The 15,519-nt window shown below is 50.8% G+C and carries 10 protein-coding genes and 5 pseudogenes; 7 read left to right on the top strand and 8 right to left on the bottom strand.

The window, feature by feature from the left end; genetic code table 11:
* Positions 1–322, top strand: a pseudogene (locus BHE85_RS26055) (IS4 family transposase); the annotation flags it as partial.
* Between the two features lie 51 nt (positions 323–373).
* Here BHE85_RS26055 and typA read toward each other — a convergent pair.
* On the bottom strand, positions 374–2,197 hold the full coding sequence (gene typA, locus BHE85_RS26050; RefSeq protein WP_000570670.1) for a ribosome-dependent GTPase TypA: 1,824 nt from the start codon (positions 2,195–2,197) through the stop codon (positions 374–376).
* A gap of 372 nt (positions 2,198–2,569) precedes the next feature.
* Here typA and glnA point away from each other — a divergent pair, with 372 nt between their 5' ends.
* The 4 genes and pseudogenes from glnA (at position 2,570) to BHE85_RS26030 (ending at position 6,843) form a co-directional block, all read left to right on the top strand.
* Positions 2,570–3,979, top strand: coding sequence for a glutamate--ammonia ligase (glnA, locus tag BHE85_RS26045; RefSeq protein ID WP_001271717.1), 1,410 nt, complete (start codon positions 2,570–2,572; stop codon positions 3,977–3,979).
* A 173-nt stretch (positions 3,980–4,152) separates the two neighbouring features.
* Positions 4,153–5,202, top strand: a complete 1,050-nt coding sequence (glnL, locus tag BHE85_RS26040) for a nitrogen regulation protein NR(II) (RefSeq protein WP_000190584.1) — start codon at positions 4,153–4,155, stop codon at positions 5,200–5,202.
* 11 nt (positions 5,203–5,213) lie between these two features.
* Positions 5,214–6,622 (top strand): annotated as a pseudogene (gene glnG / locus BHE85_RS26035) (nitrogen regulation protein NR(I)).
* A gap of 110 nt (positions 6,623–6,732) precedes the next feature.
* Positions 6,733–6,843, top strand: a complete 111-nt coding sequence (locus tag BHE85_RS26030) for a YshB family small membrane protein (RefSeq protein WP_000893994.1) — start codon at positions 6,733–6,735, stop codon at positions 6,841–6,843.
* 189 nt (positions 6,844–7,032) lie between these two features.
* Here BHE85_RS26030 and hemN read toward each other — a convergent pair.
* The 3 genes and pseudogenes from hemN to BHE85_RS27970 form a co-directional block, all read right to left on the bottom strand.
* Positions 7,033–8,405: pseudogene (hemN, locus tag BHE85_RS26025) on the bottom strand (oxygen-independent coproporphyrinogen III oxidase).
* Positions 8,406–8,593: 188 nt separating this feature from the next.
* Entirely contained in the window at positions 8,594–9,103 is a 510-nt protein-coding gene (gene yihI / locus BHE85_RS26020) for a Der GTPase-activating protein YihI (protein WP_001295266.1), read from the bottom strand.
* 118 nt (positions 9,104–9,221) lie between these two features.
* Positions 9,222–9,388: pseudogene (locus BHE85_RS27970) on the bottom strand (hypothetical protein).
* A gap of 296 nt (positions 9,389–9,684) precedes the next feature.
* Between BHE85_RS27970 and yihA the strand changes: the two are divergent.
* Positions 9,685–10,317, top strand: coding sequence for a ribosome biogenesis GTP-binding protein YihA/YsxC (gene yihA / locus BHE85_RS26015; protein WP_000183339.1), 633 nt, complete (start codon positions 9,685–9,687; stop codon positions 10,315–10,317).
* Positions 10,318–10,485: 168 nt separating this feature from the next.
* On the opposite strand, the gene BHE85_RS28570 is transcribed toward yihA, so the two are convergent.
* On the bottom strand, positions 10,486–10,533 hold the full coding sequence (locus BHE85_RS28570; protein ID WP_071892919.1) for a spot 42 RNA, inhibition of DNA synthesis: 48 nt from the start codon (positions 10,531–10,533) through the stop codon (positions 10,486–10,488).
* 165 nt (positions 10,534–10,698) lie between these two features.
* The gene (gene polA / locus BHE85_RS26010; RefSeq protein WP_000250038.1) at positions 10,699–13,485 is read right to left on the bottom strand and encodes a DNA polymerase I; all 2,787 of its coding nucleotides are present in this window, start codon (positions 13,483–13,485) and stop codon (positions 10,699–10,701) included.
* A 363-nt stretch (positions 13,486–13,848) separates the two neighbouring features.
* Here polA and BHE85_RS26000 point away from each other — a divergent pair, with 363 nt between their 5' ends.
* On the top strand, positions 13,849–14,781 hold the full coding sequence (locus tag BHE85_RS26000) for an acyltransferase (RefSeq protein WP_001303740.1): 933 nt from the start codon (positions 13,849–13,851) through the stop codon (positions 14,779–14,781).
* A 40-nt stretch (positions 14,782–14,821) separates the two neighbouring features.
* Here BHE85_RS26000 and BHE85_RS25995 read toward each other — a convergent pair.
* Both BHE85_RS25995 and BHE85_RS25990 read right to left on the bottom strand, forming a co-directional pair.
* Positions 14,822–15,286, bottom strand: a pseudogene (locus BHE85_RS25995) (DUF945 family protein); the annotation flags it as partial.
* Positions 15,285–15,519 (bottom strand): integrase core domain-containing protein (locus BHE85_RS25990; protein ID WP_146627965.1); only part of this gene is annotated, 235 nt, incomplete at its 5' end. The gene BHE85_RS25990 and the pseudogene BHE85_RS25995, both read right to left, overlap by 2 nt.

Below are 15,519 nucleotides of genomic sequence, written 5' to 3'. Positions count from 1 at the left end.
GGAGCTTGTGGAGCAAGAGCTGTGGGGTGTCTTACTGGCTTATAATCTGGTGAGATATCAGATGATTAAAATGGCGGAACATCTGAAAGGTTACTGGCCGAATCAACTGAGTTTCTCAGAATCATGCGGAATGGTGATGAGAATGCTGATGACATTGCAGGGCGCTTCACCGGGACGTATACCGGAGCTGATGCGCGATCTTGCAAGTATGGGACAACTTGTGAAATTACCGACGAGAAGGGAAAGGGCCTTCCCGAGAGTGGTAAAGGAGAGGCCCTGGAAATACCCCACAGCCCCGAAAAAGAGCCAGTCAGTTGCTTAACTGACTGGCATTAGCCAGCGATGGCAGGTTTTTTATAACTAAAAAACGAAATTAATAGTCTTTCGGTGCGCGGTTGGCGCGACGACGATCGTTTTCCGTCAGGTGACGTTTACGAATACGGATAGAGGTCGGAGTCACTTCTACCAGTTCGTCATCATCGATGAACTCCAGAGCTTGTTCCAGAGTCATGCGGATAGGCGGAACCAGAACAACGGCTTCGTCAGTACCGGAAGCACGCATGTTGGTCAGTTTCTTACCGGTCAGGCAGTTTACAGTCAGGTCGTTAGAGCGGCTATGAATACCGATAATCTGACCTTCGTAAACTTCTGCACCGTGACCGAGGAACAGCTTACCGCGATCCTGCAGACCGAACAGCGCGAACGCGACCGCTTTACCCTGACCGTTAGAGATCAGTACGCCGTTCTGACGCTGACCCACTTCACCCGGACGTACGTCGTCGTAGTGGCTGAAGGTGGAGTACAGCAGACCAGTACCGGAAGTCATGGTCATGAACTCAGAACGGAAGCCAATCAGACCACGGCTTGGGATCACGTAGTCGAGACGTACGCGGCCTTTACCGTCTGGATTCATGTTTTTCAGGTCGCCTTTACGTTCGCCCAGCGCCTGCATTACAGAACCCTGATGCTGTTCTTCAACGTCCAGAGTCACGTTTTCATATGGCTCTTGTTTACGACCGTCGATTTCACGGAAGATAACTTTCGGACGGGATACCGCCAGTTCGAAACCTTCACGACGCATGTTTTCGATCAGAACAGACAGGTGTAGTTCGCCACGACCAGAAACGCGGAACGCATCAGCGTCTTCGGTTTCTTCTACGCGCAGCGCAACGTTGTGTACCAGTTCTTTGTTCAGACGATCCAGGATCTGACGAGACGTTACGAACTTACCTTCTTTACCGCAGAACGGCGAGGTGTTAACGCAGAAGAACATAGAAACGGTCGGCTCATCAACGGAGAGTGCCGGCAGCGCTTCAACGTTTTGCGTGTCGCAAACGGTGTCAGAAATGTTCAGTTCGCCAAGGCCCGTGATCGCAACGATATCGCCAGCTTCCGCCAGGTCGGTTTCGATACGTTCCAGACCGAGGTGGCCCAGCACTTTACCGACTTTCGCGTTGCGGGTTTTGCCTTCGCTATCGATGATAGTGACCTGCTGGTTCGGCTTCACTTTACCGCGCTTGATGCGGCCAATGCCGATAACGCCAACATAGCTGTTGTAATCGAGCTGAGAAATCTGCATCTGGAACGGACCGTCAAGGTCAACGTCCGGCGCAGGAACGTGGTCAACAATCGCCTGGTACAGCGGGGTCATGTCTTCCGCCATATCTTCGTGGTCCAGACCCGCGATACCGTTCAGCGCAGAAGCGTAAACGATCGGGAAGTCCAGCTGCTCGTCGGTCGCGTCGAGGTTAACGAACAGATCGAATACCTGATCCACAACCCAATCAGGACGCGCGCCAGGGCGGTCAACTTTGTTGATAACAACAATCGGCTTCAGGCCGTAAGCAAACGCTTTTTTGGTTACGAAGCGCGTTTGCGGCATCGGGCCGTCAAATGCGTCAACCACCAGCAGCACTGAGTCTACCATGGACATTACACGTTCAACTTCACCACCGAAGTCGGCGTGCCCCGGGGTATCAACGATGTTGATACGGTAATCATTCCATTTGATAGCGGTGTTTTTCGCGAGGATGGTAATCCCACGCTCTTTCTCCAAATCGTTGGAGTCCATCACGCGCTCTTGGGTTTCGGCACGAGAGTCGAACGTACCGGATTGTTGGAGCAGCTTGTCTACCAGGGTGGTTTTACCATGGTCTACGTGCGCGATGATGGCGATATTACGCAATTTTTCGATCACAACTTTGCCTCAGGCATTAGAAATAGCGCGTTATTGTACACGGATTAATCGCACTACAAAACAGGATCACAAACATCCTCCGCAAACAAGTATTGCAGAGTCCCTTTGTGATCGCTTTCACGGAGCATAAAAAGGGTTATCCAAAGGTCATTGCACCAACATGGTGCTTAATGTTTCCATTGAAGCACTATATTGGTGCAACATTCACATCGTGGTGCAGCCCTTTTGCACGATGGTGCGCATGATAACGCCTTTTAGGGGCAATTTAAAAGTTGGCACAGATTTCGCTTTATCTTTTTTACGGCGACACGGCCAAAATAATTGCAGATTTCGTTACCACGACGACCATGACCAATCCAGGAGAGTTAAAGTATGTCCGCTGAACACGTACTGACGATGCTGAACGAGCACGAAGTGAAGTTTGTTGATTTGCGCTTCACCGATACTAAAGGTAAAGAACAGCACGTCACTATCCCTGCTCATCAGGTGAATGCTGAATTCTTCGAAGAAGGCAAAATGTTTGACGGCTCCTCGATTGGCGGCTGGAAAGGCATTAACGAGTCCGACATGGTGCTGATGCCAGACGCATCCACCGCAGTGATTGACCCGTTCTTCGCCGACTCCACCCTGATTATCCGTTGCGACATCCTTGAACCTGGCACCCTGCAAGGCTATGACCGTGACCCGCGCTCCATTGCGAAGCGCGCCGAAGATTACCTGCGTTCCACTGGCATTGCCGACACCGTACTGTTCGGGCCAGAACCTGAATTCTTCCTGTTCGATGACATCCGTTTCGGATCATCTATCTCCGGTTCCCACGTTGCTATCGACGATATCGAAGGCGCATGGAACTCCTCCACCCAATACGAAGGTGGTAACAAAGGTCACCGTCCGGCAGTGAAAGGCGGTTACTTCCCGGTTCCACCGGTAGACTCGGCTCAGGATATTCGTTCTGAAATGTGTCTGGTGATGGAACAGATGGGGCTGGTGGTTGAAGCCCATCACCACGAAGTAGCGACTGCTGGTCAGAACGAAGTGGCTACCCGCTTCAATACCATGACCAAAAAAGCTGACGAAATTCAGATCTACAAATATGTTGTGCACAACGTAGCGCACCGCTTCGGTAAAACCGCGACCTTTATGCCAAAACCGATGTTCGGTGATAACGGCTCCGGTATGCACTGCCACATGTCTCTGTCTAAAAACGGCGTTAACCTGTTCGCAGGCGACAAATACGCAGGTCTGTCTGAGCAGGCGCTGTACTACATTGGCGGCGTAATCAAACACGCTAAAGCGATTAACGCCCTGGCAAACCCGACCACCAACTCTTATAAGCGTCTGGTCCCGGGCTATGAAGCACCGGTAATGCTGGCTTACTCTGCGCGTAACCGTTCTGCGTCTATCCGTATTCCGGTGGTTTCTTCTCCGAAAGCACGTCGTATCGAAGTACGTTTCCCGGATCCGGCAGCTAACCCGTACCTGTGCTTTGCTGCCCTGCTGATGGCCGGTCTTGATGGTATCAAGAACAAGATCCATCCGGGTGAAGCCATGGACAAAAACCTGTATGACCTGCCGCCAGAAGAAGCGAAAGAGATCCCACAGGTTGCAGGCTCTCTGGAAGAAGCACTGAACGAACTGGATCTGGACCGCGAGTTCCTGAAAGCCGGTGGCGTGTTCACTGACGAAGCAATTGATGCGTACATCGCTCTGCGTCGCGAAGAAGATGACCGCGTGCGTATGACTCCGCATCCGGTAGAGTTTGAGCTGTACTACAGCGTCTAATAGTTGAAGTTGTACTACCCGGCGCAACAACGCCGGGATTTAGTTGCCGTGGAAACTTTCAGCCCATCTCTGCATGGGCTTTTTTCTCCGTCAATTCTCTGATGCTTCGCGCTTTTTATCCGTAAAAAGCTATAATGCACTAAAATGGTGCAACCTGTTCAGGAGACTGCTTTATGGCAACAGGCACGCAGCCCGATGCTGGGCAGATCCTCAACTCGCTGATTAACAGTATTTTGTTAATCGATGACAACCTGGAGATCCATTACGCCAACCCTGCCGCGCAACAACTGCTCGCCCAAAGCTCCCGCAAATTGTTTGGTACACCGTTACCGGAACTGTTGAGCTACTTCTCATTAAATATCGAGCTGATGCAAGAAAGTCTGGAGGCGGGGCAAGGTTTTACCGATAACGAAGTGACGCTGGTCATCGACGGGCGCTCGCATATCCTTTCTGTGACGGCCCAGCGTATGCCGGACGGCATGATCCTGCTGGAGATGGCTCCGATGGATAACCAGCGCCGCTTAAGTCAGGAACAGCTACAGCACGCCCAGCAGGTTGCTGCCCGTGATTTAGTGCGCGGCCTGGCACATGAGATTAAAAATCCGCTTGGCGGTTTACGTGGCGCGGCGCAGCTGCTCAGCAAAGCGTTACCTGACCCATCACTACTCGAATATACCAAAGTGATTATCGAACAGGCGGACCGGCTGCGAAATCTGGTCGACCGTCTGTTGGGGCCGCAGCTGCCCGGTACGCGCGTTACCGAAAGTATTCACAAAGTGGCTGAACGCGTGGTAACGCTGGTGTCGATGGAACTGCCGGACAACGTGCGGTTGATTCGTGATTACGATCCCAGCCTGCCGGAACTGGCGCACGACCCGGATCAAATTGAACAGGTCTTGCTGAATATTGTGCGCAATGCGCTACAGGCGCTGGGGCCGGAAGGCGGTGAAATCATTCTGCGTACCCGCACCGCGTTTCAACTGACCTTACACGGCGAGCGCTACCGGCTGGCGGCGCGGATTGATGTGGAAGATAACGGGCCGGGCATTCCGCCTCATTTGCAGGATACGCTGTTTTACCCGATGGTCAGCGGCCGCGAAGGTGGCACCGGGCTTGGCTTATCCATCGCCCGTAATTTGATTGATCAGCATTCAGGCAAAATTGAATTTACCAGTTGGCCAGGTCATACCGAGTTCTCGGTTTACCTGCCTATCAGGAAATAAAGGTGACGTTTATGCAACGAGGGATAGTCTGGGTAGTCGATGACGATAGTTCCATCCGTTGGGTGCTTGAACGTGCGCTCGCTGGAGCGGGTTTAACCTGTACGACATTTGAGAACGGCGCGGAAGTACTGGAGGCGCTGGCGAGCAAAACGCCGGATGTGCTGCTTTCAGATATCCGTATGCCGGGAATGGACGGGCTGGCGCTGCTCAAGCAGATTAAACAGCGCCATCCAATGCTTCCGGTCATCATTATGACCGCACATTCCGATCTGGATGCTGCCGTCAGCGCCTATCAACAAGGGGCGTTTGATTATCTGCCCAAACCGTTTGATATCGACGAAGCCGTGGCGCTGGTTGAGCGCGCTATCAGTCATTACCAGGAACAGCAGCAGCCGCGTAATATTCAGCTTAACGGCCCAACGACCGATATCATCGGCGAAGCGCCAGCCATGCAGGACGTGTTCCGTATTATCGGTCGGCTTTCGCGTTCTTCTATTAGCGTGCTGATTAACGGCGAATCCGGCACCGGTAAAGAACTGGTCGCTCATGCCCTGCATCGCCACAGTCCGCGCGCCAAAGCACCGTTTATCGCGCTGAATATGGCAGCTATCCCAAAAGATTTGATCGAATCAGAACTGTTTGGCCACGAGAAAGGCGCGTTTACTGGCGCGAATACCATTCGTCAGGGGCGTTTTGAACAGGCCGATGGCGGTACATTATTCCTCGACGAAATTGGTGATATGCCGCTGGATGTGCAGACGCGTTTGCTGCGCGTGCTGGCAGACGGTCAGTTTTACCGCGTTGGCGGCTATGCGCCGGTGAAAGTGGATGTGCGGATTATCGCTGCCACTCACCAGAATCTCGAACAGCGAGTGCAGGAAGGTAAGTTCCGTGAGGATCTGTTCCACCGCCTAAACGTTATCCGCGTTCATCTACCGCCGCTGCGCGAACGTCGGGAAGATATTCCCCGTCTGGCGCGCCATTTTTTACAGGTTGCCGCGCGCGAACTGGGCGTAGAAGCGAAGTTACTGCATCCGGAAACCGAAGCTGCTCTGACGCGTCTGGCGTGGCCAGGCAACGTGCGCCAGCTGGAAAACACCTGCCGCTGGCTAACGGTGATGGCGCCGGGCAGGAAGTGTTGATTCAGGATTTGCCCGGCGAACTGTTTGAATCAACGGTTGCGGAGAGTACTTCGCAAATGCAACCGGACAGCTGGGCGACGCTTCTTGCGCAGTGGGCAGACAGAGCGCTGCGTTCCGGTCATCAAAATCTGCTTTCCGAAGCGCAGCCAGAGCTGGAGCGGACGTTACTGACGACCGCGTTGCGACATACGCAGGGGCATAAACAGGAAGCGGCGCGGCTACTCGGCTGGGGCCGCAACACCCTGACGCGTAAGTTAAAAGAGCTGGGGATGGAGTGATTCACAGCTTGTGTGTAAAGATTGATTATTGAGCGCAAATTGCTGGTATTTTACGCTTTACTGTTCCGATAAGTTCAGTATGATCTGCCCGGAAAACGGGGAGAGTCATTATGCTGGAATCAATAATTAATCTGGTATCGAGTGGCGCAGTTGACAGCCACACACCGCAAACTGCCGTTGCTGCCGTGCTGTGTGCCGCAATGATTGGGCTGTTTAGTTGAGTTTCAGATTGCTGATGAAGTGCTCTTTGTTCATGCCGGATGCGGCGTGAACGCCTTATCCGGCCTACAAAAGCAATATTTTCAACAGGTTTTGTAGGCCTGATAAGCGTAGCGCATCAGGCAATCTTGTTCTCAGCACATTGATGGCGCTTTCGTTTTCTACTTTGTAAACGAAGCGCCATTCACTATTCAAATCACCCGTGAGAACTGCTGCATCCGCGCTTTCTGGCGCAGATAGGTATCAAAGCACATGCAAATGTTGCGGATCAGCAAGCGACCTTTCGCCGTCACCTGTATTCCCTTCTCATCCACATCCACCAGCCCATCTTTTGCTAACGGGGCGAGCAGCTTGAGATCTTCCGCAAAGTAATCAGCGAAGTGCAAATCCCACTGTTTCTCAATAGGGGCGTAATCCAGACGGAAGTTGCAGATGAGCGACTTAATCACATCGCGGCGAATACAGTCATCACGCGTTAGCGCAATACCACGCCACAGCGCATTGCCTTGTTCATCCACTTGCTGATAGTACTGCTTCAACTCTTTCTGGTTCTGCGCGTAGCAGTCGCCAATCATGCTGATGGCGGAAACGCCCATCCCCAGCAGATCGGTATCGCCCTGAGTGGTGTAGCCCTGGAAGTTACGATGCAGCACGCCTTCACGCTGGGCCACCGCCAGCTCGTCATCCGGACGGGCAAAGTGATCCATACCGATAAACTGATAGCCCGATTGCGTCAGGAAGGCGATGGTTTCCTGCAGGATATCGAGTTTTTGCTGCGGACTCGGCAGGTCAGCATCTTTGATTTTGCGCTGAGCAGCAAAAATGGTCGGCAGATGCGCGTAGTTAAAGACACTCAGACGATCGGGGTTCAGCTCCGCCACACGTTTCAGGGTAAAGGCGAAACTCTCCGGCGTCTGTTTCGGCAGGCCGTAAATCAGGTCGATGTTGGTGGAGGTAAAACCAATCTCACGCGCATGGTTAAGCAGTGCAAAGATGAACTCTTCATCCTGCTCGCGGTTAACCAGACGTTGCACTTCTTTGTTGAAGTCCTGCACGCCCATGCTCAGGCGATTAAAGCCTTCGGCGCGTAAATGATCGAGTACATCCAGTTCGATTTCCCGCGGATCGACTTCGATCGAAATCTCCGCATCGGCATTGAACTGGAAGTTTTCGCGCAGCAGCTTCATCAGGCGGCTGATTTGCGCTTTATTCAGATACGTCGCGTTCCGCCGCCCCAGTGCAATTGGCTGACGTGACGCCCGGCGAACAGCGGTGCACGATGGACGATTTCTTGCTCCAGCGCGTCCAGATACTGATCGGCCTTGTGCTGCTGGCGAGTAACAATCTTATTGCAACCGCAGAAGTAACAAAGCTTATGGCAGAACGGGATATGTACGTAGAGAGATAATGGACGCTCAGGATAGCGCGCCACGGCTTGTAAAAACGCCTGTTCGCCGAAGTCTTCTGAAAACTCCAGCGCGGTCGGGTACGAGGTGTATCGTGGCCCGGAATAGTTATATTTCTGGATCAGGGCCAGATCCCAGTCGATTTGCTGTACAGACATGCTCACTCCTTCCGATGGCGTCTCTGGCGGCTACGGCGTACCGGCGGATGCCCGTTTCGGGTCATCAGCCGGTTGCGCAGCCACTTTTGTCGCCGCGACAACCGCTGTAGTTTAACGAATAACCACACCAGATAACATATAACCGGAAGGGTTATCAGCAGAACGGGAAGGCCCACGGCGGCAATCCGTTAGTTGCCCCGCAGCAGACGCATCATGTCTTCTTGCTTCTCGTCTTCTTCCTCTTCTTCGTCATCGTCATAAGAGAGGCCGAGTTTCTGCATCAACTCATCAATACGATCCAGTTTAGCATCCACCCAGGATTGCTCTTCGGCACTCAGGGTTTCGCCTGCTTCCAGACGTTCCAGCAGCGCATCCAGACGCTCATCCGTTTCCAGTAATTCCAACTCCGCCTGCGGTGAAAGCATAGGTTTCTCACTCTTCGGTTTGTGCTGTTTGGTGACTTTTTCAGTCACGCCCAATGGAATAGGGGTTTTACTGCCAATACGTGGATCTTTTGGTGCGTTCTGGCCTTTGCTGCCTGACGTGGTGTTTCCGCCCGCTGCGCGGCTGCCCGGCGCATGACCACGACGTTTTTTCTGACGCTTGCGATCACGAGCTTCCTGATCCAGCTCCTCGCGTGTTTTTCGACGCGCTTTTGCATGACCTTTGCTGCGTGAGTTTGAAGATGATGGTTTCATAATGGTTCGTCTTTTAGCCGTTTTATTCAGTATCGATTTGCGGCGGAATCTAACAGAAAGCAAGCAAAGAAAAAAGGCGACAGATTACTCTGTCGCCTTTTTTCCTGACTCATAACCCTTAACGGGTCTTACAATCCTTGCAGGCCGCCAACACACCCTGTTTTTCCTTTAGCCGGAACAATCCGTGTTGATTCCATTTCCGTTTAATTACGTCTCCGGACGTTTGTCTTCCTGACAATCCTCTGTCTTCGCCTCCTGGCGCTCCTGACCCTCATCCTGAGTCATTGTTCCTGTTAGCGTCCTCGCTCTATGGGTGCTACTTTACGCCTTCGCTTTAAACAAACAATCAACCGCCATCAGTATTTGCACATTTTCAGAGTTTTATATAAAAGCAATTCACTGATTTATATAGCTTATTTGACATGCATCGCAGAATTTTCTCTGCTATTTCGCATAAAGACTATCGGCAATGTCTCACAAAGCGTATGGCTTTTACTTACAACGCTCACGCCGAAAAATCCGCCTTTTATTATGGTTCAGGTATAATCGCCACAAAGCTTTGACTGACGGAGACGACCGCTTTGACTAATTTGAATTATCAACAGACGCATTTTGTGATGAGTGCGCCTGATATTCGCCACCTACCTTCCGATACCGGAATTGAAGTGGCTTTTGCAGGCCGTTCCAACGCAGGTAAATCCAGCGCGCTGAACACGCTGACTAACCAGAAAAGCCTGGCTCGTACCTCAAAAACCCCAGGGCGCACCCAGCTTATCAACCTGTTTGAAGTGGCTGACGGCAAGCGTCTGGTTGACTTGCCTGGGTACGGTTATGCGGAAGTCCCGGAAGAGATGAAGCGCAAATGGCAGCGTGCGCTCGGCGAATACCTCGAAAAACGTCATAGCCTGCAAGGTCTGGTGGTGCTAATGGATATTCGCCATCCGCTGAAAGATTTGGATCAGCAGATGATTGAGTGGGCGGTAGACAGCAATATCGCCGTTCTGGTGCTGCTGACCAAAGCGGACAAACTGGCAAGCGGCGCACGTAAAGCGCAATTGAATATGGTGCGTGAAGCTGTACTGGCGTTTAACGGTGATGTGCAGGTTGAAACGTTTTCTTCGTTGAAGAAACAAGGCGTGGACAAGCTGCGGCAGAAACTGGATACCTGGTTTAGCGAGATGCAGCCTGTAGAAGAAACGCAGGACGGCGAATAATTTTCTTGCCTTAATGCTTGTGCCGGATGTGGCGTATCCGGCCCGTAAATTCAATAGATTACAATTCTACCGTTGGCCTGATAAACATAGCGCATCAGGCATTACGGATCTTTTCTTTCGCCCAATAAAAAACGCCCCAGTCATTACTGACTGGGGCGGCTAAAATATTCAGCCAAATCCGATTACGTGAAGTAAAAGGTCTGAAAGATAGAACATCTTACCTCTGTACCCTACGCGACTAACTTTACTCTTTTTTGTTCAGTTCAGAAAGCACTTTTTGTAATTTTTTTTCAGTTGTTGCATAGGAATTTCTAATAGCCATCACAAAACGTGACAGCTTATGTTGCTTACTTACGAAAAAAGGGCATGTTCAGGCGAATCTTAGTGCGCCTGATCCCAGTTTTCGCCACTCCCCACTTCCACCAGCAACGGCACATCCAGACGGGTACAGTTTTCCATCAGTTGATGAATCTGCTTCGCGACGGCATCAACATCATCTTTATGAACTTCAAATACCAGTTCATCGTGTACCTGCATGATCATACGTACACGCGGTTGCTCAGCCTGTAACCACGCATCAACGGCAATCATCGCCCGTTTGATAATGTCGGCGGCGGTTCCCTGCATTGGCGCGTTAATGGCTGCACGTTCAGCCGCTGCACGACGAGCACCATTGCTGGATTTGATATCCGGCAGATACAGACGGCGTCCGTCCAGCGTTTCAACGTAGCCCTGCTCTTTCGCCTGAGCACGGGTGCGTTCCATATACTCCAGCACGCCAGGGTAGCGTTCGAAGTAAAGGTCCATGTACTTCTGCGCTTCTTTACGTGGAATGTTCAATTGCCGCGCCAGACCGAAAGCACTCATGCCATAAATCAGACCAAAGTTGATCGCTTTCGCGCTACGGCGTTGCTCGCTGGTGACTGTTTCCAGTGGCAAACCAAACACTTCTGCCGCCGTTGCCCGGTGGATATCTTTTCCTTCCGCGAATGCGGTCAGCAAGCCTTTGTCACGCGAAAGATGCGCCATAATGCGCAGTTCAATCTGCGAGTAGTCCGCTGAGACAATCACATAATCCTCTGGCGCAATAAACGCCTGGCGGATACGACGACCTTCTTCGTTACGCACCGGAATGTTTTGCAGGTTAGGATCGGTTGACGATAAACGTCCCGTTGCAGTTACTGCCTGGTGATAAGAGGTATGCACACGCCCGGTTTTCGGGTTGATCATCAGCGGCAGCTTGTCGGTGTAGGTCGATTTCAGCTTCGCCAGACCACGATACTCCAGAATCACTTTTGGCAACGGATAGTCCAGCGCCAGTTCTTCCAGTACCTCTTCCGACGTTGACGGCGCGCCACCCGGCGTTTTCTTCAGCGGTTTAATACCCTGTTTTTCAAACAGAATGGTTTGCAACTGCTTGGTGGAAGAAAGGTTAAATTCTTCACCTGCAATTTCATGCGCTTTCTTTTCCAGCTCAGCCAGACGCAAGGTGAGCTCTTCAGAATGATTGTGCAGCACTTTCGGATCGATCTTCACACCGTTACGTTCAATGCGTGAAAGCACCGGCACCAGCGGCATTTCGATATTCTCGAAGACGTTCAACGGCCCTTTGTGTTTTTGCAGGTCCGGCCACATTTTCAGATGCAACTGCAAGGTGACATCAGCATCTTCGGCGGCGTAACGTCCGGCCTCTTCGAGGGCAATCTGGTTAAAGGTCAGTGGATTTTTGCCTTTACCCGCAATCTCTTCAAAAGTGATGGTTTTGTGCTTCAACCAACGTTCCGCGAGGCTGTCCATATCGTGACGCCCGGCAACGCTATTGAGAATGTAGGACTCCAGCATGGTATCAAACGCAATCCCACGCAGCTCAATGCCGTAATTCGCCAGAATACCGCGATCGTATTTCAGGTTTTGCCCGACCTTCAGCGCCTTTTCATCTTCCAGCAGCGGTTTTAGCAACTCGAGTGCACGCTCGCGAGAGATTTGATCGGGCGCATCAAGATAATCATGAGCAACCGGAATATATGCCGCTACGCCTGGCTCGATAGCAAAAGAAAGCCCGACCAGGTTAGCAGAGATGTTATCAAGGCTGTCGGTTTCGGTATCAAATGCAAATACCGGCGCTTTTTCCAGCTTCGCAATCCACGCTTTCAGTGTTTCTTCATCAAGGATGGTGACGTAGTTGTCATAAGAAATCACCGTTGCCGTCACTTCTGGCGCTTCGTCTGCAACACTGGTTTCCTGCGGCTTCGCGGCTGGTTTTGCCCCTTTGGCCTGTAACCATTTGCCCGCTTCGACATCAGCAGTCCAGCGTTTGAACTCATACTTTTTGAACAGCCCCAACAACTCTTCCGCTGCCGGTTGCTGCACTTCCAGTTGTTCACAGGTCAGCTCCAGTTCAACGTCGGTTTTAATCGTCGCCAGCTGGTATGAGAGATAAGCAACTTCTTTGTTTTGCTGGAGCTTCGCTGCCATTGTTTTCGCGCCACGGAAGCTCAACCCAGCAATTTTTTCTGGCTCGGCATACAGCGTATCCAGCCCGCCCAGACCTTGCAGCAATGCCTGCGCGGTTTTTTCACCGACGCCCGGTACGCCAGGGATGTTATCGGAGGAGTCACCCATCAGCGCCAGGAAATCGATGATCAGTTCTGGCGGCACGCCGTACTTATTCACCACCTCTTCCGGTCCGAGGATGGTATTCGTCATGGTATTGATAAGCGTAATATTTGGAGTCACCAGCTGCGCCATATCTTTATCGCCAGTGCTGATCAGCACCGGACGCCCGGCTTTTTCGGCTTCGCGCGCCAGAGTACCGATAACGTCGTCCGCTTCTACGCCAGAAACCGCCAGCAGCGGCAGTCCCATCGCTTTAACCATCGCGTGCAGAGGTTCGATTTGTGCTCGCAGATCGTCCGGCATTGGCGGGCGATGTGATTTGTAATGTTCAAACAGTTCATCACGAAAGGTTTTTCCCTTGGCGTCAAAGACCACCGCTGCATGCGTCGGTTTATATTGCATGATCAGACTGCGCAGCATGTTGAGGACACCATACATCGCACCGGTCGGCTCGCCTGCGCTGTTAGTCAGCGGGGGAAACGCGTGATATGCGCGATAAAGATAAGATGAACCATCTACAAGGATAAGTGGATTTTGGGGGATCTGAACCATAATGTCCGTGCCTGTTTATCAGATTATGGGTAAAGGATGCCACAGACAGGATAAAAACATGAGTTTTTCACCGCTTTTCGTGAAAATCTTTTGTAGATCTTCTGGATCGCTCGCAAATCGTCATGTGGATAACTTTGTGCATAAATTATTTACATCGCTTTTAATTTATTATCATGCTTTTTACAGTATGATGTTTGTCTTTGTTTTTCATGTAGTTAAAAATAAAGCCATCCCTAATAATTGAGATAATGGGATTTTTTCTAATGTGGATAGATATGAATTATTTTTCTCCTTAAGGATCATCCGTTATTTGGGTCGTTTTCTGCTAAAATCTGCGCCTTGCGCTTCTTTAGCGCACTGTCTATGGCTAACCTTTTGAATAAATTCATTATGACGAGAATACTCGCTGCGATAACCCTTTTGCTGAGTATCGTATTGACCATTTTGGTCACTATTTTTTGTTCCGTCCCGATCATCATTGCCGGGATTGTAAAACTATTGCTACCTGTGCCAGTCATTTGGCGAAAGGTTTCGCGTTTTTGTGATTTTATGATGTATTGCTGGTGTGAAGGTCTGGCGGTATTACTGCATCTGAACCCACACCTGCAATGGGAAGTTCACGGGCTGGAAGGGTTAAGTAAGAAGAACTGGTATCTGCTTATTTGTAACCACCGTAGTTGGGCAGATATTGTCGTACTGTGCGTGCTGTTTCGTAAGCACATTCCGATGAATAAATATTTCCTCAAGCAACAGCTGGCCTGGGTGCCATTTCTTGGCCTGGCGTGCTGGGCGCTGGATATGCCGTTTATGAAGCGTTATTCCCGCGCTTATTTATTACGTCATCCGGAGCGACGTGGTAAAGATGTTGAAACCACTCGGCGTTCTTGTGAAAAGTTTCGCCTGCATCCCACCACCATTGTCAATTTCGTTGAAGGCTCCCGTTTCACGCAAGAAAAACATCAGCAAACCCACTCCACTTTTCAAAACTTGTTGCCACCAAAGGCGGCAGGCATTGCGATGGCGCTAAATGTACTGGGTAAACAATTCGATAAACTGCTTAATGTTACGCTGTGTTATCCGGACAATAACCGTCAGCCGTTCTTCGATATGTTAAGCGGTAAACTGACGCGAATTGTCGTTCATGTGGATTTACAGCCTATTGCCGATGAGTTACATGGCGACTACATCAATGACAAAAGCTTTAAGCGCCATTTTCAGCAATGGCTGAACTCACTGTGGCAGGAAAAAGACCGACTTCTGACGTCGTTGATGTCATCACAGCGGCAGGACAAGTAAATTTTGCTCGCCTCTGAATGAGCAGAGGCGAGTGAGTATTTTAATGAACAAAACGTCCGGCACGAGACATAAATTCTTCTTCGCTCATCTCCTGTCCGTTAAAAACAACTTTACCCGGTGTATAACGCAGTTGCAGCGAGGCGGTATTGTTGTCAATCGTGATTAACTGAAACATCTGACCTAAGGTCATCATCCCGCTGATTTGTTTATCAGCCCGCTTTTGCGCTTTTTCCGCATCCATTCCTTCAGATAAATTAAGCTGTTTTGCGGTTTCTGTGACGACATTAAGCGGTAACTTCACATCAAAATTGAGCGATTTGATATCTTTGTTTGTGGATGATGAAGATTTGGCTGGGTCGGCAATACTGATATCCAGATTGGCATTTAGTTCGCCGAGTGCGTTCTTCCATCTTACCGGTTGTTTAATGGTCGGCTCACTTTGTTGTAATAACGGTAAATACTCTTTGAACAATGCAGCATTCACTTCTTGCAGAGTGAAGTGGTCAACAAAAACTGGCCACCGAGTTAGAGTTTTTCCAGTATCGATTTTCCGATTCGTTTGGGGGTAACCCACCGTTATATTCGTGCGGTCTTAGTGCGCTGTAATATCCAACGATATAGTCCGTTATGGCGTGAGCTGCCTCGCTGAAGCTTACGTAACCCACCACCGGCATCCATTCGTTCTTCAGACTCCTGAAGAAGCGTTCCATTGGGCTGTTATCCCAGCAGTTTCCGCGC

This window comes from Shigella sp. FC1567 (assembly GCF_001743015.1).
In the GTDB taxonomy this organism is placed as follows: domain Bacteria; phylum Pseudomonadota; class Gammaproteobacteria; order Enterobacterales; family Enterobacteriaceae; genus Escherichia; species Escherichia coli.
Note: the sequence above shows the minus strand (reverse complement) of the source record. Positions and strands in the feature narration are given on the sequence as shown.